This is a genomic window from Phaeodactylibacter xiamenensis (assembly GCF_000759025.1).
Taxonomy (GTDB): Bacteria; Bacteroidota; Bacteroidia; order Chitinophagales; family Saprospiraceae; genus Phaeodactylibacter; species Phaeodactylibacter xiamenensis.
In genome coordinates, this window is the sequence record NZ_JPOS01000026.1 from 63255 (window position 1) to 80510 (window position 17256).

Consider the following 17256-nt stretch of genomic DNA (forward strand, 5'->3'; position numbering starts at 1 on the left):
GGACGCCTCACAGGCTAATACAGCCGTTGGGCGCTCAGGCCCTTGTAGGTGTCCGGTTGCTTTCGTTTTAGGATATGGTTCATTTGTATAGACGCATCGAGGAAGAGCACTTTGGGATTGGCATTGCGCTCTACCGCAAAGATGCAGTCGCTGAAGAGTTGCATCAGCTGTTCTGCCTGATCGAGGTCCATCACGCCGGCCATCTTTTTGGCCGACTCTAACTCCTGGTTTTGCAGCCGTACCTTCACCCCGGGGCCTGCTGCGATGAGCAGGGTGATTTCCCGGAGGAAGTGCAGGGCGTACTGCAGGAAATGCTTTTGGTTTTCTCTGCCTTGCCCGGCAAAGTCTTCCGACCATTTGACCATTTTAACGGGGTTGCCCTGATAGCCATTGCGCATCCACTGCAAAAATAGCCGGGCGTGGTCGTTTTCGTTATGTTGAGCCAGTTTCAGGGCTTCGTTGTAGTTGCCATTGGCCAGGTAGGCGATACCGGCAGCTTGTGCTTCCGCCACCCCGCTTTGCACCAGCCCCTGCTGAATGGCTTCATCGCTCAGGGCGCGCACATTCACAATCTGGCAGCGGGAGAGGATGGTGTTCAAAATGAGTTCCTGCCGCTCGGCCACCAGTATAAACAGGGTGCGCTCGGGCGGCTCTTCGATGAGCTTGAGCAGGCGGTTGCCTTCCTTGCCCAGGTATTCCGGCAGCCAGAGGATGAGCACTTTGTGGGTGCTTTCAAAGGTCTTCAGGCTGAGCTTGCGGATGATGTTTACGCACTCCTCTTTGGTGATATTGCCCTGTTTGTTCTCCGCACCGATGTGCTGCAACCATTCATTGGCATTGAGGTAGGGGTTTTCGGCTACAGCCGATCGCCACTGCGGCAGAAAGGCTTCACTTGTCATCTTGCTGCCTACCGTAGGGTAGGAAAAGTGGAGGTCAGGGTGGACGAGTTTGCTGGCTTTGATGCAGCTGGGGCATTTCCCGCACGCATCGGATCCGTCGGGATTAGCACAAAGCACATACTGCGCAAAGGCCATCGCCATCGCCAATTTACCCGAACCCTCGGGGCCGAGCAATAGCAGCGCATGGGGCATACGGCCGCCACTGGCCATAAGCCGGAGCCGGTCTTTTACTGCGGGCTGCCCTATGATGTCGCTAAAGCGCATGCCTTATGCTGATTTAGCGCTGAGCAGAAAAGGTGAGGATCAGGAGGTTATCCAGGAAAGTATACGGTCATCAAACGGGCTGACTGAAGAAGGGTAGGCGGCTTGGAGCTGCCCGGTTTCATCAATCAGGAATTTATGAAAGTTCCATTGTACGGCGTGGTCGAGCACGCCATTTTCGGCTTTGTGCTGCAGCCATTGGTAAATGGGGTGGGGCGACTTTTTGATGCCGATTTTGGCGGTCATCGGGAAGGTCACCCCGTAGTTGCGGTCGCAGAAAGCCTGTATGTCGGCTTCGCTGCCCGGCTCCTGCCCTCCAAAATCGTTGCAGGGGAAGCCGATAACGACCAGTTTATCGTTGAATTCGTCGTATAATTCCTGAAGTTGCTGGTACTGCGGGGTGTAGCCGCATTCCGAAGCAACATTAACTACTATGATTTTCTTTCCCGAAAATTCGGAAAAGTCGATCTGTTGTCCACTGATGCTATCCACCTTAAAGGTGTGAAAATGCCTCACGGTATTTGCTGTTCAGCGTATTAATAATGTGGGCTAAATTACGCTTTTTGGGGAGGATTGAAAAGGTTTGCGTGTCTTTTCGCTTGGCATAGCGGAGAACTTCCCGGTCTTTTTCCAACCAAGCCTGCCCTTTTTTGTTGTGGTAGGCGAATCTAATCCAAATCAAGCATGAGAGTAGCTGTTTTCCGTCGCGCCCACTTCAATGCCGCCCACCGGCTGTACAATCCCAACTGGAGCGATGAGAAGAATCAGGAGGTCTTCGGGCTGTGCAATAACCCCAATTACCACGGCCATAATTATGAACTGGAGGTCAAGGTAAGCGGAGAAGTAGACCCCGTGACGGGCTACCTGATCGATCTGAAGGTGCTCAAGGACATCATCAAAGAGCAAATCGAGCGGCGCTTCGACCATAAAAACCTGAATCTGGATACGGAGGAGTTCAAAAACCTCAATCCTACTGCCGAAAATATCTGTTATGTGATCTGGCAAATCCTGCGTGAGCACCTGGATGAGCAATATGATATCGGCGTGCGCCTGTATGAGACGCCGCGGAATTATGTGGAGTATCCGGCGTAATGCTGGTTAGGGTGGTCTTTTACTACGTCCGCCGTAGCCTTGCGAAGGCGGGCAGAACGCCCTAACTTATAAACGTTAAAAATTAGGTGGTTGTGGAAAACACCCACCTAATGGGAGCTAGACAGTTAGGGCAGTCTTTTACTCCGTACGCCATAGCTGTGCGAAGGCGGGCCAAAGCGCTATGGCATACACCTAAAGGGTTTTACCTGATCCCTTCTATCTTGTCTTTATATACATTGACTAATTTGTAATCCTTGTTCATTTCAAGAACTCCACTCCAAACTTCCTTCATTGTTTTGTGGAATTCTTTCATACTCATATTCCCAAATCTGATATGGATCACTTTTGGTGGAGGTTCATTAAACATTATTCGATTTGAGAAATCGCTATCTTTTGTAATGATGGTTAAGTCATGTTTTTTTGCATAACTCCAAACATGCTTATCCTTCATCCCTGCATCAATATCAATTTGATGTATATATTCATGTGTATTCCACAACCCAAAATAATAAGGCAAGTTTACGTCAATTAAATATTTAGTCATATCAAATATCAGGCTGCCACATCTTTTATCCGGTAATTTTTATTCATCATTTCAAGTGCAAATTTCTTGCAGGCCTCAATGTCGGCTTTTTCTAAAATCGGATATTGTTCTAAAATTTCCTCTTCGGTTGTTCCATTAAACAAATACTCCAGTATAGTTTGAGCTGTAATTCTTAATCCCCTTATTGTAGGTTTACCATCACACAGCTCAGCATCTAATGTAATTCTCTCGAATATATATTCCATCTTCTTTTTTTTAGCTATACAATTCTTCAGGGTTGTTAGTTCCCTTAATTAAGCCTGGCAAGATTAAGGCTGTGTTGGGACTTTAGTAATCTAACTCACTTATAATGCTTAGTTTGATTAATTGTCAGGATGAAAATACCAATCATTCATAATAGTTGTGCTATTCATAGAACAAAAAAAGCCCCTGCGGCAATCCACAGAGGCTTTTTAGCTGGTAAGTCTGTAAAATTTACGGACGTACGGAGCTTTTCTTCAGGCGCAAAGTCTTCACGATGCCCTTGTTGTCATCCACCATGCTAGCCAGGTAGAGGCCATTTGGCAGGTCGCCAATGTAGTATCGCTGCCCGGGCGCTACGTTGAAGCTGCGCATCTCTCGGCCCAACACATTGTACAGTACCACCCGGTCTACGCCATTGCCACCGCGGATGTTGAAGTAATCAGCGGTTGGGTTGGGGAAGACGGTGAGTGGGGTTGTGTTGAGGTCGTTGGTGCTGGTGACTACGAGTGCTTCGAAATCATAAGTGCCGGTGGTAATTACCTCGTCCGGGTTATCAGTAGATGTTATTTCTATGGTGACTCTTCCAGTACCAGCTACACCACGTGGCTTAAGATGGACATCCATGTTAGTGGATGCACCTGGCTCTAGTAGTACAGGTACTTCTACTTCGCCAGGGACAAAGTTTGAAAAGACATCTGGCTCATAGCAAAAGTTAACATCACATATTTGCACATCCCATTGGGCTGGCGCATTTTCCGTAACTCTGTTCCATCGAAGTGAAAAAGCTTCATCACTTGTGTTAGTAACTGTAGCGTAGCCTACTAGTTCATACTCATTGTCATTTAGATCAATATAGTCTGATACACTGATCGTATCTGGCTGAAAAGTAAGGGTGATTTGTGCCTCAATACTTAGCGTGAAGATGAGTAGAAAAGAAAAGAGAAGTAAATTTTTTTTCATCAGCTTATGTTGATTTGGCTTAGTTTCGGTAGAAATATACTTTCACACTACAAAAGTACCGAATAAACGGGCATACTCCAAACGCTTAAATCTTAAACATATCTAAAAGTCCTCTGCGCTACAAAATAAAACAGGAGCTGCGGATCATTGTCCACAGCTCCTGAGTGTGCTGTTTCAGATAAGCAAAGGGCTTACTTCACCACAGTAACACGCTTGGTGAGCGCACTATCCGGTGTAGATACGCGAATCAGGTACAAACCAGCCTCCTGAGGAGCCCAGCGCAACTGGTGCGCACCGGAGCCAAGTGCTACGTTTGCAGCAAGCGTGGTGATGGCTTTACCGGAAATGTCAAATACTTCTACAGTAACATCGCTTTTTTCCATGAGGGTGAAGTCGACATAAACCAGATCAGTTGCCGGATTAGGGTAAGTAAAGACTTTGCCTTCCAGTTTGTTGGCTTCATCAGCACTGACAATCGTACCGCTCTCAATAGTAATGTTATCCAGGAAGAGGTTGTTGCCCCAATCTGTTTGAGCAGAAAAGCGAACATTCAGCTCAGCTGTGCCATCATAAGCACTCAGGTCGATAGTGTCCGCTGCCCAGTCACCACTGCCGGCAATGAAGAACGGCTCGGAAGCCGGAGCAGTTGCAAAGCTTGCGCCCCCTTCATTGTAAACGGTAGTCCATGTCGCACCGCAATCCTCGGATACGGAAACAATGAGACGGTCATTGGTCGCAAAGCCTGCATACTGAGCAAATGCATAGTCAAATGTGATGATCGCATCTGTCATTTCCGTCAAGTTAAGCTTGTCAAAAATCAGGTGCGACTGCTCTCCGGCGTTATTCCACTGGTAGAAATTAGCAAAGATTGCCTTACTGGATTCGCCGTAGGCGCCAATCTGACCACCTTGCTGGAAGTAAGTCGCGTTAACAACGCCCATACGGTCAGGTGCACTTGCTTCAATAAGAGTATTGGCCGGTGTCCCGAAGTTAGGTGTCGTCTCAAAGCCTTCTGCATGCTCAGTGGCAAATGGCGTATCAGATAGGGTGAAGACCTCGACACTATTCACAAGCTGGTTCATTTGGTTGTAGTCAGGTAAGCCATTAACAGCCGTTACTTCAAAAGCGACTTCAGTGGCACCCGGATCAACGTTGATCGCTGCAAAGTCAATGGTGGTAGATTCTCCCTGAGCGAGAACACCTTCCCAGGTTTCCGTAGCCATAGGCGTACCATTCACGATCATTTGGACTTCAAGCGTAGTCACCTCATTCTCAGAGGCGTTCTCGATATCTACAGAAGCAGAGACTTCATATTCGCAATAGCTGCTTGGAGTCTGTATGCTCAGGTCCAGCGCTACATCACCATAGCCTGCAGGTACACCAAGGGTTTCACTGATTTCAGACTGGTACACCTCCTGAGAAGAGTTGTTTTGTACGAAACCAATTGCGCCAAGCTGGCTGTAGTCATAAATATAGTCTGGAAGTGCTACTGCAAACTCCAAAACAGTTGAGTCGCCTGCAGCAATAGCGCCAAGAGAAGTGCCGTTTGCATTGGGGAGCATCTTGCGCATCACATTGTAGAAGTCTGCTTCATCAGTAGAACCAGGAGGCTCAGGAAAGATCAGCTCCTGCTCAATAATAGAGATATGGGCAACAGTATTGCCGGGGTTAAACTCTTCGGCAGAAACGTTTTTGATTACAGCAGTGATGAACATAGAGTCCAGGTCAGCAGAAATGCTGTGGCTCATATCCATTGCGATAGGCGTCATCTCAGCGTGGATGTTGTCAATCTGACCAACGGTTGCCTGACCGGCAGTTCCGGCATCAAGCGTACCGCCCATGATGACATTAGGTACACCCGTAACACCATAGTAGTCTACACGGGACTGTACTTCATCGGGGTTTTGCTCATTCATAGGGTCAAAGCCTGGCCAGGAAGTCTGATACTTAATAGTTACCAGCTTTTCCCAGTTGTCAAACAACATGTTGTTGAAAGCTGGGTTTTGTGCCGCACAAGGAGGGCAGGAGGCCTGAGTGAAGTGTTCTACAAGTACACGCTTTTGTACCTGCGCAGTCGTTTCAGTCGCCTGCAGCATAAATAATGCGAGAATAAAGAGTATAGCTGCTCTCATACCTAAAAAAGGATTTAGTTAATATTCTAAAATAAAATCATGGCAACGGGCTTTCCCGCCACCAATTACTAGCGCAGCAAAGCTAAAGTAAAAATTGGATTTTGGGTCAGGGTGGTAGTTACTGTTTTTAAGAATGTACAGTTTGTTTGCCGCTTTTCTATGATTTGTAACCTTTCTGACATTTAAGAACGGGCATAGTCGGGCCCGGAGCACCCCTGCTTTATGGAGATGAGATGGGCATTCAGAAGCCGAAATTATAGCAATGACTCCTGTTGGAATACATACCAAAACCGCTCTGGTAAGGAGAAGGCAAGTGAGATCCTCTCTTAGTACAGCAGCCCAAACATCCAAAGCGGGATGCGCTGTGGTTGAGCGGTGGCAGCAGAATCGACAACTACGTAATGATGAGGGGCAGTGCCGATTTGTTTGGCCTCTTTGTTGGGGCCGCCGATTTCAAACCCGTATTCCTGCCCGGGCAAAGCGAACAGGAAGTCCCCCTTTTTGGGCAGTAACAGCTGAGCCGGTGCAGCGCCCTGATGCGTGAGGGCATGGAGTTGATTGTAGAAAAAGGTTTCCCGCAGTGTTCCGATTGCGGCATCTGATTTTGTTTAGCCGATTAAACAGAAATGCTAAAAAGTGTTCAGTGGATTAAACAAAATTAGCTTCTTTTGCTGGGGTAGAGCTTCCCGCTCTGCTCCAGCTTATCCAGGAGAGGCAAACAGCAAATGCTGCCAGGCTATTCAAAAAGTGCAATTTGTTATGCGCACAATGATAACCTCACTTGCCTAGTCTCCAACGTTACAGTTTCCTTACCGGTAAATCGCCCGCCGCAGCGCCCGCCAGTGCTTTTTCGTCATACGCCCGGGAGTAAACAGGCAGATGCCCGCTGCGCCGTTATCCATAGAGACCTGCACTGCCGCCCCCAACTCCTCCGGGATCAGCCCGTGGTTTTCCGGGTCCGGCTGCCGGGCCTTGCTCTTCGGGTCCGGGCAGATGAACAAACCGCTGATAAGCGAAGCCCGGCCGTCAAGTGCTTCCACACCCTCTGCTGTCATCTCGCCGATCCATTCCACATCTTCCAGGTAAAAATCATTGTAGAGCATGGGGAAGACCTGATCAAGGTCCCATTGGTCCCATTCCTGCCGCACGATGCGCTTGGCTACGGAGTGCGGGCCCGGGAAAACGGCAGCGTTGATGCGCTTGTCTTGAGCGTGTACCTGCTCGGCCAGCCGGTTGACGATACTCGTAATCAGATCGTAACGGTACTGCTTCCAGGCTTGTACCTGTGTGGGGTCTTCCACGGATTTAATATCAATGCCGCTTTGCTCCTCGAAGCCTGAAGTACAGCGGTCGCAGTAGCAGTAATCATACTTGGGGTACTCTTTGTCCATCACCAGGCCGTACTTGTCCCACAGCCCGCGCGCCAGGATGACGTCCGGGAAGCGGATGTAGTCGAGGTGTACCGCAGCTACCTGCTCCACTTCAGCGACGCTCGTATACAACTCCTCCAGAAATTGGTATACACCAGGTTCATTCGGGCACAGAAAAGTATAGTAAGGCACATAAGCAGGCTTGTCATAGGCCGATTCCCCGGCCCGGTTGACAGCGTACCATTCCGGCTTCAGTTCGGGGCGGGGCTTTTGCACCATGGTAGGGATCCAGGCATGCAGCCCTAGGCCGGCGGCTTCCGCCAGTTTCCCAATGCGCGCATAGTCAGCGGGGTCCTGTCCGCCGTTGTACATGAGGGTGTCCACCCCTTTGGCTTTCCAGTCGCTCAGGGTTTGCAGCACTTCATCGTCGGTTTTGTCATTCAGCCCGCCATCCCAGGCGTAGACCGGGATTTTGTTGGCGCTGGAAGTCGGGGAGAGGGAAGAACAGCTTTGCAATAAGCCGATGCTGAGCAACAACAAGCCCAGGAAAAGGGTAGAGGGTAACCGCATGATTTGTTTTTTGCCTGCCAATATAGGGAAAGAAAATTTTCATCGCCGACAATGGAGCTGTGATCTGTCCCCGTAAAGACATCAATCCTGTACAGTCTGCCTTTTTCCCTTCGGTCTGCTTATATTTGAATCCAATGTGTTTTAAATACTGTACCACTTATGCATATCGCCATCCTCGGCAACGGCATTAGCGGCATTACCGCTGCCCGTTTTTTACGGAAGCTGACCGACCATCAGATCACGGTGATCTCAGCAGAAACCGATCACTTTTTTTCCCGAACGGCACTGATGTATGTCTACATGGGGCATATGCGGTACGAAGACATCAAACCCTACGAAGACTGGTTTTGGGAGAAAAACCGCATCGACCTGAAGCGGGGATACGTGGAGCAAATTGATTTTGAGCAAAAGCAGCTGCATTTCCGTAAGGGCGATCAGCTGGGCTACGACAAACTCATCCTTGCCCTGGGCTCTACGCCTAACAAGTTTGGCTGGCCGGGGCAGGACCTGCAGGGCGTGCGGGGGCTGTACAGCTATCAGGATTTGGAATACATGGAAGCGCATAGCGAGGGCTTGGAACGCGCCGTCATCGTGGGCGGCGGGCTAATTGGCATCGAAATGGCAGAGATGTTCCACTCCCGCCACATTCCGGTCACGTTTTTGGTAAGAGAATCGGTCTACTGGAATGCCGTGCTGCCAAAGGAGGAGTCGGAAATGGTGACCCGCCACATCCGGGAGCATGGCATTGACCTCCGCTTGTCCACCGAGCTGAAAGAGATTGTAGACGATGGGCAGGGCAGGGCTTGTGCAGTGGTTACCGGTGCTGGCGAACGGATTGATTGTGGCTACGTGGGCCTTACTGCGGGTGTACATCCCAATATCGGCTGGCTGAAAGACACTGCTTTGGAAACCGATAAAGGCATTTTAGTCGACGAGTACCTGCAGACCAATCTGCCCGATGTCTATGCAATCGGCGACTGCGCACAGATACGCCACCCCAAGCCTGGCCGGCGGCCGATCGAAGCCGTTTGGTACACCGGGCGCATGATGGGCGAGACGGTGGCGCATGCCATCGGTGGGCAGCCGGTGGAATATGATCCGGGGGTCTGGTTCAACTCCGCCAAGTTTATGGATATCGAATACCAGGTATATGGGGATGTCAGCGGCCGAATGCCAGACCACTATGCCTCTGTTTACTGGGAACATGCCGATGGGCGCAAGAGCATCCGCATCGTGTACGACCAAAACACACAGGAGGTAGCCGGCTTCAACCTGATGGGCGTGCGGTACCGCCACGAAGTCTGTGAGCGCTGGCTGGCGCAGAAAGCATCCGTGGAGGCGGTCCTCCAAAACCTGGGGCTGGCCAATTTCGACCCCGAGTATTACCAGCAGTTTGAGCGCGAAGTGGTGGCGCAGTACAATAAGCAGACGGGCAGGCACCTGAAGCTGCGGCAAAAGCGGGGGCTGTCCCGAGCTCTGGCTTTCCTTCGGGGGCGGGCTTAGTACTTTTTATTTCAAACCGATCAATAATCATCCATGCATACTTTACAAAAAATCGGACTGGCACTCTTTGCGGCGGCATTACTTTTGTTTATTGCAACCCTGGGGTTGGAAAAATACGAGCTGTCGGAGGCGCGGCTGACCAATGCTATTGACAATACATATCACGTAGATGCCATCGTTGCGGCCGCTAAAGAGGAAGGCATTCTGGGCAACACCTATGCATCAAGTTTCAGCTTTGTGCCGGTGGTGGAAGATTTATTCCGGGAAGCAGGGGCCAACCTAAAGACTACGCCCCCGGCCAACTTCCCGGAAGATGGCAACCGTGCTGACTACGAGCTGCCTTCCTGGAAAGCCGAAAACTACCTACTGCCGGTGGTGAAAAAAGCCAGTACAGGACCCGTTTCCGATCAGCCGGTACTGTTTTGGTGGCTGACCGTAGGACTGGGGATACTGGGCGGGCTGCTGTACATACTGCCTAAGTTCAATCTCATTCCCGGCATCAAGCACGATCATCTTTACCACCGCAGCCTCACCCGGGGCTTGCGCCTGAGTGTGCGTGGCTTTTTCCTTGGCGCTACTATTTTGGGTGTGCTGGTGTACGGCATTTACTACATGGGCAAAGATTATTTCTGGCCGGGCATCACGTTACTGATCGGGCTGTTGATCACCGGGCTGGTATTTTGGGTGCAGCGTTCTGCCTGGCGCACCCCGGCTAAGTCTGCGGCACCGGACCTTACGGGCTGGCTTGGCGTAGGGGCTGGCTTGTACCTCATCGCTTTTTATGTGCTGCTGTACTGGTCGCCTCGGCACATCACGAGCTGGATGCTTCTGGCAGACCCGCTGAGCTACACTTTGAATGGGGGAGAAGCCAGTCAGTGGTTTCTCTACGGTATGTTGTACACTTTGGTCATCCTGGTCATGGGCGTGCGTATGTTTGCCAAGTACATGCACAACAAATATCAGCAAATCCGTACGGCATCGGTGATGTTTTTTCAGACGGCCTTTGCGTTTCTGATTCCGGAAATATTAGTGCGCCTCAACTATCCGTATTACGACTTTAAGAACATCTGGCCGCTCAACTACACCTTCTTTTTCGACTGGAACCTGGACAACCTCATCAACAGCGGGGGGCTGGGCATTTTTATGCTGGGTTGGGGCATTGCGCTGATTTTACTGGGCGTGCCCATCATCACCTATTTTTACGGTAAGCGCTGGTACTGTTCCTGGGTGTGCGGTTGTGGAGGGCTGGCGGAAACGATGGGCGACCCCTACCGGCAGTTGTCCGACAAAAGCCTGCGCGCCTGGCAATACGAGCGTTGGATTATCCACGCGGTTCTGGTCTTTGCGGTAATCATGACCATGGGTGTCCTGTATTCCTACCTGCCCAAAAACGAGGTATGGTTCAGCCGGGGCAACTTCCTGCTGCTTATGATATTCACTTTAGCCGGTGCTATGGGCTACGCCTGGTACCGCTGGCGGAAAGGAGGCGTGGACATCGGTGCTACGGGCATGTATGTGGGGCTGGGCGTTACCGTCCTGCTCATCGGTATCTCAGGCTACCACTGGGCAACGGAAAGCGAGCAGTTTTTCTTTCTCAGCAGCGGAGAGACCCGTCAGTGGTATGGCTTCCTGATTGGGTCAGCATTTGCAGGCGTGGTGGGCACCGGTTTTTACCCCCTTATGGGCAACCGGGTATGGTGCCGGTTTGGCTGCCCGTTGGCCGCTTATCTGGGGCTGGTGCAGCGGTTCAAATCTCGCTTCCGCATCACCACCAACGGCGGGCAGTGCATCTCCTGCGGCAATTGCTCTACCTACTGTGAAATGGGTATCGATGTGCGCTGGTATGCGCAGCGGGGGCAGGATATTGTACGGTCATCCTGTGTAGGCTGCGGCGTCTGCTCGGCGGTCTGCCCGCGCGGTGTACTCCGGCTGGAGAACAGCAGCGTGGATATTGATGAGCGGGCTACGGAAGTGCGGGCGCTGCACATTTCGGAGGAGCGTGGGGTGGAGTTGTATTAAAGGTTCATGCAGGTTATTATGGTACAGTACTCCCAGTCAGGAGTCTTGTTGGTGCCTACTGCTGATCTCTAAGACAACGATGGCTTATTGGGGTAAGCAATGTTTTGAAAGTAAGAACTAATCCCTCGGGATAAATGTTAAAATGTGGATTAAAACGCTTACTAATGGCAGTAACAATAGAGAGTAATTCAAAGGAGATAACGATCAAATTACCTATAGATTCCAGCTTGGAAGATATCCAACAGATTCTAAAGTACTTTACTTACATTGACTTAGTAGGCAAAAGCAAGGCTAAACAGGAACAAATTGATGAACTGGCAAAGGAGGTGAACAAAGGTTGGTGGGAGCGGAACAAGGATCGCTTTAAAGGCAAGCCAGGATTTGAGGATATCGTATGAATCCCTAGAGAGAAATGAGAAGATCCTTTGTTCTGGATAGCAATATCATATTCTCAGCTCTTCTTAATAGCAAGAGCCCGTTAGGGAAGTTTATTATTACATCAAATATTGACAAGGTTAAGTTTTACGCGCCTGAGTATTTGTCCATTGAGATAGAAAGGCATTTTCCTAAGATCATCCAGATATCAGGTATGGAGGAAGCCGAAATCAGGAGACTGTTACTGGTTCTTTTTGATAAGATTGAGTTTGTATCTGACCAAATAATCCCCTTTGAGTTTTATGCAAAATCCGTGCCTCTGGTAAGAGGGGTCGATATGGATGACTTAGTTTTTGTAGCGCTGAACGAGTATTTGGATTCAACCTTATTGTGGACAGGAGACAAAGAGTTATACTATGCTTTAGAGAACAGAGGGTACAGTAAAGTGGTCAACTTCGAAAAGATAAAAGAGCTGTTTGATATTGATTGAAGTGGGACCTTGTCATTTTTGTTTTATGCTTTAACAGAGGGTACAAACGATCTCCCTAGCCATTGCCTGTACTTCTGAATTACAACATCATGGATGATATGGTTAGCAGGGTCTGCACTTTCGGTAATGGCTTGCTCCAGTTCCGCTTGTTCTGTTTCGCTGAGTTCATCCCAGAAGTCCGTATCTGATTTGACCCGGTTGCCAATGAATTCAGTAACCAGTTTCTTGAGCTCCTCCAGGGATTCGACATCATCAATATTGGCTATCATTTCTAATATTCCACCTTTGATTTCTAAACTGCTCATATATGGACCATTTAAGTGTTTTTTGCTGTACTTAACCTTACAACTTTAAGGAACAAGTTTTCGGATAAATCAGTTTCGAAATACCTTCTTTAAGCAGAAAAGCCAGGCTGCTTTCAAAAATAGACCTTAACCTGAGCACTAAGCCACCAGGAAACGCCATTCCAAAAGCAACCTGCCTTCACCTTTTAATCCGCCGTGCGAATCACCGTAGACCGCTGAATCCAGCAAGGCACAAAAAAGGATTCACCCGCTTTGAGGTTGCGGATGAAGACATCTTCCCGGTTCGGCATATACTGCCGGTAGCGGCCAATGAATTTGTTGGCTTCTTCGCTTACAGAGGGATCTACCTGTTTGGCTTTCTGCCAGGCATCAATAGCCGGCCAGGTGACGATTTGACTGTCCCAGCCCCGTCCAGGGCCACAAAGCGGGCCACTTGAGGCGTACAACCGGCCGATGAGGATATAGGGCTCGCCCCAGTCCCCGCGGATTTCTGCGGCGCGCTCCGCCCACTGCCGGGCCTTGGGGAAGTTGCGCAGATGGACTTCGTAGATTTTGGCATTGTTGAGGGCGTACTTGGCCTGCTTTTCGACGGACTCCTCCTCTTCAATCGCTTTCTCAAAGGCGACGATGGCTTTGGCATACTCCGCTTCCCGCAGATAGATGTAGGCCGAATCGGCCTTGCCAGCTTCCGGTCGGCAGTTTTCATTGCCGATGCGGATCAGTTGTTTCATGCGTTCATCATCGGTGGAGCATTCGGCAAACTTCAGGCGGCTGTATACGGTACGCACCACATCGCAATCGGTGGGGTTGGCCTCAAAGTCGGGATAGTACTTGTCCATGTAGTAGTCGCAGGGGTAAAAGCCTTTGACCGTCTCAAAGTACTCCAGCCGTACCGGTGTATACTCTTCGATGATCTGCCAGCGCTCGCAGGCTGTGCCTTTGCAGTCTTCCAACCCTTTCTCAATCATGGCCCGGAGTATGCCCTGATAGTGATAGGCTTCCTCCTGCTCTATTTGGCCGGCATCGTACAAGTCGACCAGCAAGGATGCCATTGGGTTGACTACAAAGTCCGGCGCGTCCAGGCTATCCTGATCAATAGCCGACTTGAACATGCTGTATATTTCTTCTTTGGAGGCCCGGTCGCGGTATTTGTAAAACAGGTCAAAGGCTTTACGCCCCTGAATATAGCCGCCCTCCGGATAGCAGCGGTCGATCTCATCGTAAATGCTGAAGATCGTGTCCACATAAGCACTTTGTAGCGCCTCATCCTGGGTTTGGCTGATGAAGTATTCGTAGAAACGGATGCCATCGGCATAAACCGTATTGCGCTGCCCATCGGCTGCGGGAGCTACCGCATAGACCTTTTTCCACAATGCAAATGCCTGATCCCAGTCGCCGGCCCGCAAAAAGTCACGGTAAAGCACGTAGTTGGTCTCCGCATCGTCCGGGCTTGGCGCGTCGCGGAATTTAGGGCAGGGGCTGAGGTCCTCCTCCGGTTCCGGCGTGGGTGCAGGAACTTCAGTTGTTGTTTCCGTTACAGGCTCTGTCGTTTTGGGCGTACAGGCAGCAATAAGGAGCAGTGCCGCGAATGCCCACCAGCGTTGATTCATTATCATTATCCCTTTGATTTTTGCTGAAACATACGCAAAAATAAAGAGTTTATCGGGACGGTCTGATGGATGTTGGGGATAGATTTCCCACCTAAGCCATTTTGAATGCTGCCTGCCTTTTACCTTAGAATGGCAATTTCCCCGGTTTGCACCTGCTCTTCTCCCTGACAAACCCATTGCAGCGCATACTGCACCACACCCGCATTCACAACTTCGCCGCGGTAGAAGCCATCCCAGCGTTCAAAAGGGTCCTGCGTAGCAAAAATGCGGTTGCCCCAGCGGTCATAGATTTCAAAGGTTAGCAGCTCCGGTATAGCGTAAGGGTTACTGATGCCGTAGGTGTCGTTCAGCCCATCGTTGTTGGGGGTGAAGGCTGTTGGCAAAAAGATGGTATTGCAATCCAGGTCGTCCGGGTCAATTACATTGAAGACGATGCGGTCGCGGGCGATACAGGAAGTTACCGTATCAGAAATGGTCACTTCATAGCTGAGCTCACCGGCTTCGGTTGGCGTGATGACGGGCTCTGCTGCGAACGGATCAGAAATGCCATCCGTGGGCGACCAGCTGAAGACCGTGCCGCAGGTTTTGCTCAATTCCACATTGAAGTCATCTCCCAGAAAGAGGTTGACGATATTGGCGTCCCGCTCGATACGGTCCGGGGCATCGTACAGTTCGCGGACCTCCAGTTCATTCAGGGCACGGTTGTACACCCGTAGTTCGTCGATCAGGCCATTGAAGGGGAATTCCGTAGCATTTTTGCAATCGCTGTCGCCAATGATGAGGTCCCCATCGTTGTTCACATTGATGCGCTCCAGGGTGCTGAATACATTGATGAGCTCCCCGTTGAGGTGTAAGCGTACCCGCCCGCCCTGCCGTACGATCGTCAGGTGTTGCCAGCAGCCCGTATTGGTGATTTGGTGGGTGGCAATGGTCCTCCGGTCATTGGTTTCGAAGAAAAATGCGCTGATAGTCCGGCTGGAAGGCGTGTAGATGATGTAAAATTCATTGCCGCCGAAGCAGCTGGGGCTGCGCTTGGACAAAAGGTACTGCGTGCCGGCCCCGCCCCGTGGCTTGAAATAAAAGCTGACCGAGACATCCTCATTGTCAAACTCATCGTTGACCGGTCCGCCCAGAATGACGATCTCATCATCCTGCCCGTCGAAGGAAATGGCGTCGTTTTCCGCTCCGCAGGTGTAGTAAGGATTGCCGGTAATGGCCCCGGTGTTGGCTGTATTGCCGGTGGCATCGTTGGTGCTGCCATCAAAGCGGTAGTGCGCTACAAGGCCAGCCGTGGTTTGGGCGGCAAGCTGGGCAGCCAGCACAAAAATAAAGGTAACAGTGATTGGGATCGTCTTCATGTACAGATTACTTTTCATCCAGTATCTAACGGAAATGCCGGTTTGATATTTTGGGCTACCCAAACAGATTGCCCAAATTGCCCATGCCGGGAGGCAGCATGTTCTTCACCATTTCCTGAGTAGCTTCGGCCTCTTTTGCAGCAGCAGCGGACAATGCTTTGTTGGTGGCGTCGAGGACCAGGTCCTGTACCATTTCCACATCCTCCCAGTCCAGCTTTTCGCGGTCAATCTGAATATCTGTAATTTCCCGGTTGGCATTAGCGACCACCTTTACCGCGCCGCCCTGAGCGGTGCCTTCCACCATGATTTCTGCCAGTTTTTGGCGCATCTCTTTTTGGCGTTCTTCCATATCGCCGAGCATGTTTCCAAACATCGTTCTGATCATTTTTAATCCGTGCACAAAGGTAGGTAAATCTGCTGAGGATTAGGTTAGCCTGCCTGCGAATGCTGGTCCCCCCGGCTTTGAGCATATTTGGCTGGCTTTAAGATAAAGGAGCATGAGCATGCTGCAAATGAACATTCTGCAAAGTAATTTCTTTCCTTAGCGTATCAAATTACCGTTGCATCATGAACCCGAGCGCCCGGAAAGCTGCTGAAAAGCTGTTTCGCTTTTTCTTCAACCCCTCCTTCCGGCACCGGTTTGAGCGGGTTATTCTGGGGCTGTCCATTGGCAGTTTTCTCTTACACTTGCTGCTAATCTTTCTGCATGACCTGCAGTGGGTGGACTTCGGACAGTCAGCTGATGAGCTGTTCATTAGCCCGATTACAGCGATTTACACGCCGTTTTCCTTCATTCTCGTATTTGAGGTGTATATGCTGGTGTACCACCTGCCTGATTCCTTTACCATTTCCATCGGCAAGCAGTATGAAATTATTTCCCTGATCGTCGTGCGCCGTATCTTCAAGGATATTTCCAAGCTGGATATTTCAGAAAGCTGGGGCATAAGTTATCGCAACCAACTGCTGGCAGCGGACATGCTCTGTATTTTGGTACTCTTTGGCCTGATTTTCTGGTTTTACAAACTGCGGCAGCAGCGGCCCCGGCTCAAACAGCCTTCTAAAATTGATGAGTTTGTAGTGAAGAAAAAGGGCATCAGTGGCATACTGGCCCCAACGCTCTTCGTACTGGCCATTTACAGCTTCGGCACCTGGATACTTGACTTGCAGCAATTCAATATCGGGCAATTGGAGGAGCTGCCTGATATAAATAAGGTGTTCTACAACGAGTTTTTCACTCTGATGATCCTCTTTGACGTGCTCATCCTGATGATTTCTCTGCAGTATACCGATAATTACAGTCAGCTCATCCGCAACGCCGGCTTTGTGATTTCAACGGTCCTCATCCGCCTGTCTTTTACGGCCGAGGGGCTGTTCAATCCGGTGCTGATCACGATCGGGGTGCTGTTTGGTACGCTCATGCTGGCCCTGTACAACAAAATGGGGCGGCTGGAGGCTGATCGCGCCAATGAATCCCGGGAGCTCACTTAATCAACACAACGCCTTTTTGAGTGTTACGCATAGCGTA

At 50.3% G+C, this 17256-nt stretch carries 18 protein-coding genes; 6 read left to right on the plus strand and 12 right to left on the minus strand.

Going from position 1 to position 17256, the window contains the following annotated elements:
• Positions 1-14: 14 nt before the first annotated feature.
• The gene (locus IX84_RS11070) at positions 15-1163 is read right to left on the minus strand and encodes a DNA polymerase III subunit (protein ID WP_044220192.1); all 1149 of its coding nucleotides are present in this window, start codon (positions 1161-1163) and stop codon (positions 15-17) included.
• A 39-nt stretch (positions 1164-1202) separates the two neighbouring features.
• Complete coding sequence (locus IX84_RS11075) at positions 1203-1676, minus strand: glutathione peroxidase (protein ID WP_044220194.1); 474 nt, start codon at positions 1674-1676, stop codon at positions 1203-1205.
• 168 nt (positions 1677-1844) lie between these two features.
• On the opposite strand from IX84_RS11075, the gene IX84_RS11085 reads away from it, so the two are divergent.
• Positions 1845-2252: a 6-pyruvoyl trahydropterin synthase family protein gene (locus tag IX84_RS11085; protein ID WP_044220199.1), complete on the plus strand. Its 408-nt coding sequence runs from the start codon at positions 1845-1847 to the stop codon at positions 2250-2252.
• A gap of 202 nt (positions 2253-2454) precedes the next feature.
• Here IX84_RS11085 and IX84_RS11090 read toward each other — a convergent pair whose 3' ends face one another.
• From IX84_RS11090 to IX84_RS11110, 6 genes are all read right to left on the minus strand, one after another.
• Positions 2455-2796 carry a DUF5615 family PIN-like protein gene (locus tag IX84_RS11090; RefSeq protein ID WP_044220201.1) on the minus strand — a complete coding sequence of 114 codons (342 nt, stop codon included), beginning with the start codon at positions 2794-2796 and terminating at the stop codon, positions 2455-2457.
• Between the two features lie 8 nt (positions 2797-2804).
• Positions 2805-3041, minus strand: a complete 237-nt coding sequence (locus IX84_RS11095) for a DUF433 domain-containing protein (RefSeq protein WP_044220204.1) — start codon at positions 3039-3041, stop codon at positions 2805-2807.
• A 229-nt stretch (positions 3042-3270) separates the two neighbouring features.
• Complete coding sequence (locus IX84_RS11100; RefSeq protein WP_044220206.1) at positions 3271-3999, minus strand: T9SS type A sorting domain-containing protein; 729 nt, start codon at positions 3997-3999, stop codon at positions 3271-3273.
• Between the two features lie 191 nt (positions 4000-4190).
• Entirely contained in the window at positions 4191-6131 is a 1941-nt protein-coding gene (locus IX84_RS11105) for a T9SS type A sorting domain-containing protein (RefSeq protein ID WP_044220209.1), read from the minus strand.
• A 326-nt stretch (positions 6132-6457) separates the two neighbouring features.
• Complete coding sequence (locus tag IX84_RS32875; protein ID WP_152605001.1) at positions 6458-6610, minus strand: AAA family ATPase; 153 nt, start codon at positions 6608-6610, stop codon at positions 6458-6460.
• Between the two features lie 330 nt (positions 6611-6940).
• Positions 6941-8071 carry a glycoside hydrolase family 10 protein gene (locus tag IX84_RS11110; RefSeq protein ID WP_044220281.1) on the minus strand — a complete coding sequence of 377 codons (1131 nt, stop codon included), beginning with the start codon at positions 8069-8071 and terminating at the stop codon, positions 6941-6943.
• Positions 8072-8230: 159 nt separating this feature from the next.
• Here IX84_RS11110 and IX84_RS11115 point away from each other — a divergent pair, with 159 nt between their 5' ends.
• From IX84_RS11115 to IX84_RS11130, 4 genes are all read left to right on the plus strand, one after another.
• A complete protein-coding gene (locus tag IX84_RS11115) occupies positions 8231-9574 on the plus strand; it encodes an NAD(P)/FAD-dependent oxidoreductase (RefSeq protein WP_044220212.1) in 1344 nt (447 codons plus the stop codon).
• A 33-nt stretch (positions 9575-9607) separates the two neighbouring features.
• Positions 9608-11593, plus strand: a complete 1986-nt coding sequence (locus IX84_RS33910; RefSeq protein WP_052515951.1) for a 4Fe-4S binding protein — start codon at positions 9608-9610, stop codon at positions 11591-11593.
• Positions 11594-11757: 164 nt separating this feature from the next.
• Positions 11758-11991 carry a hypothetical protein gene (locus IX84_RS11125; protein WP_044220215.1) on the plus strand — a complete coding sequence of 78 codons (234 nt, stop codon included), beginning with the start codon at positions 11758-11760 and terminating at the stop codon, positions 11989-11991.
• Between the two features lie 14 nt (positions 11992-12005).
• Complete coding sequence (locus IX84_RS11130) at positions 12006-12458, plus strand: PIN domain-containing protein (protein ID WP_044220218.1); 453 nt, start codon at positions 12006-12008, stop codon at positions 12456-12458.
• Positions 12459-12481: 23 nt separating this feature from the next.
• Here IX84_RS11130 and IX84_RS11135 read toward each other — a convergent pair whose 3' ends face one another.
• The 4 genes from IX84_RS11135 to IX84_RS11150 all read right to left on the minus strand — a co-directional run bounded on the left by IX84_RS11135 (position 12482) and on the right by IX84_RS11150 (position 16104).
• Positions 12482-12763, minus strand: coding sequence for a hypothetical protein (locus IX84_RS11135; protein ID WP_044220219.1), 282 nt, complete (start codon positions 12761-12763; stop codon positions 12482-12484).
• 185 nt (positions 12764-12948) lie between these two features.
• Positions 12949-14379, minus strand: a complete 1431-nt coding sequence (locus IX84_RS11140) for a tetratricopeptide repeat protein (protein WP_152605002.1) — start codon at positions 14377-14379, stop codon at positions 12949-12951.
• Between the two features lie 113 nt (positions 14380-14492).
• Positions 14493-15731, minus strand: a complete 1239-nt coding sequence (locus IX84_RS11145; protein ID WP_160213730.1) for a LamG-like jellyroll fold domain-containing protein — start codon at positions 15729-15731, stop codon at positions 14493-14495.
• 55 nt (positions 15732-15786) lie between these two features.
• Entirely contained in the window at positions 15787-16104 is a 318-nt protein-coding gene (locus IX84_RS11150) for a YbaB/EbfC family nucleoid-associated protein (protein ID WP_044220228.1), read from the minus strand.
• 194 nt (positions 16105-16298) lie between these two features.
• Here IX84_RS11150 and IX84_RS11155 point away from each other — a divergent pair, with 194 nt between their 5' ends.
• Positions 16299-17219 carry a hypothetical protein gene (locus tag IX84_RS11155; RefSeq protein ID WP_044220232.1) on the plus strand — a complete coding sequence of 307 codons (921 nt, stop codon included), beginning with the start codon at positions 16299-16301 and terminating at the stop codon, positions 17217-17219.
• The last annotated feature ends 37 nt before the right edge of the window (positions 17220-17256 follow it).

Excerpts from the sequence above, each read along its gene's own strand:
- IX84_RS11070 (WP_044220192.1), bottom strand. The coding sequence starts at position 1,163 with ATGCGCTTTAGCGACATCATAGGGCAGCCCGCAGTAAAAGACCGGCTC.
- IX84_RS11085 (WP_044220199.1), top strand. The coding sequence starts at position 1,845 with ATGAGAGTAGCTGTTTTCCGTCGCGCCCACTTCAATGCCGCCCACCGG.
- IX84_RS11090 (WP_044220201.1), bottom strand. The coding sequence starts at position 2,796 with ATGACTAAATATTTAATTGACGTAAACTTGCCTTATTATTTTGGGTTG.
- IX84_RS11095 (WP_044220204.1), bottom strand. The coding sequence starts at position 3,041 with ATGGAATATATATTCGAGAGAATTACATTAGATGCTGAGCTGTGTGAT.
- IX84_RS11100 (WP_044220206.1), bottom strand. The coding sequence starts at position 3,999 with ATGAAAAAAAATTTACTTCTCTTTTCTTTTCTACTCATCTTCACGCTA.
- IX84_RS11105 (WP_044220209.1), bottom strand. The coding sequence starts at position 6,131 with ATGAGAGCAGCTATACTCTTTATTCTCGCATTATTTATGCTGCAGGCG.
- IX84_RS11110 (WP_044220281.1), bottom strand. The coding sequence starts at position 8,071 with ATGCGGTTACCCTCTACCCTTTTCCTGGGCTTGTTGTTGCTCAGCATC.
- IX84_RS11115 (WP_044220212.1), top strand. The coding sequence starts at position 8,231 with ATGCATATCGCCATCCTCGGCAACGGCATTAGCGGCATTACCGCTGCC.
- IX84_RS33910 (WP_052515951.1), top strand. The coding sequence starts at position 9,608 with ATGCATACTTTACAAAAAATCGGACTGGCACTCTTTGCGGCGGCATTA.
- IX84_RS11125 (WP_044220215.1), top strand. The coding sequence starts at position 11,758 with ATGGCAGTAACAATAGAGAGTAATTCAAAGGAGATAACGATCAAATTA.
- IX84_RS11130 (WP_044220218.1), top strand. The coding sequence starts at position 12,006 with ATGAGAAGATCCTTTGTTCTGGATAGCAATATCATATTCTCAGCTCTT.
- IX84_RS11135 (WP_044220219.1), bottom strand. The coding sequence starts at position 12,763 with ATGAGCAGTTTAGAAATCAAAGGTGGAATATTAGAAATGATAGCCAAT.
- IX84_RS11140 (WP_152605002.1), bottom strand. The coding sequence starts at position 14,379 with ATGATAATGAATCAACGCTGGTGGGCATTCGCGGCACTGCTCCTTATT.
- IX84_RS11145 (WP_160213730.1), bottom strand. The coding sequence starts at position 15,731 with ATGAAGACGATCCCAATCACTGTTACCTTTATTTTTGTGCTGGCTGCC.
- IX84_RS11150 (WP_044220228.1), bottom strand. The coding sequence starts at position 16,104 with ATGTTTGGAAACATGCTCGGCGATATGGAAGAACGCCAAAAAGAGATG.
- IX84_RS11155 (WP_044220232.1), top strand. The coding sequence starts at position 16,299 with ATGAACCCGAGCGCCCGGAAAGCTGCTGAAAAGCTGTTTCGCTTTTTC.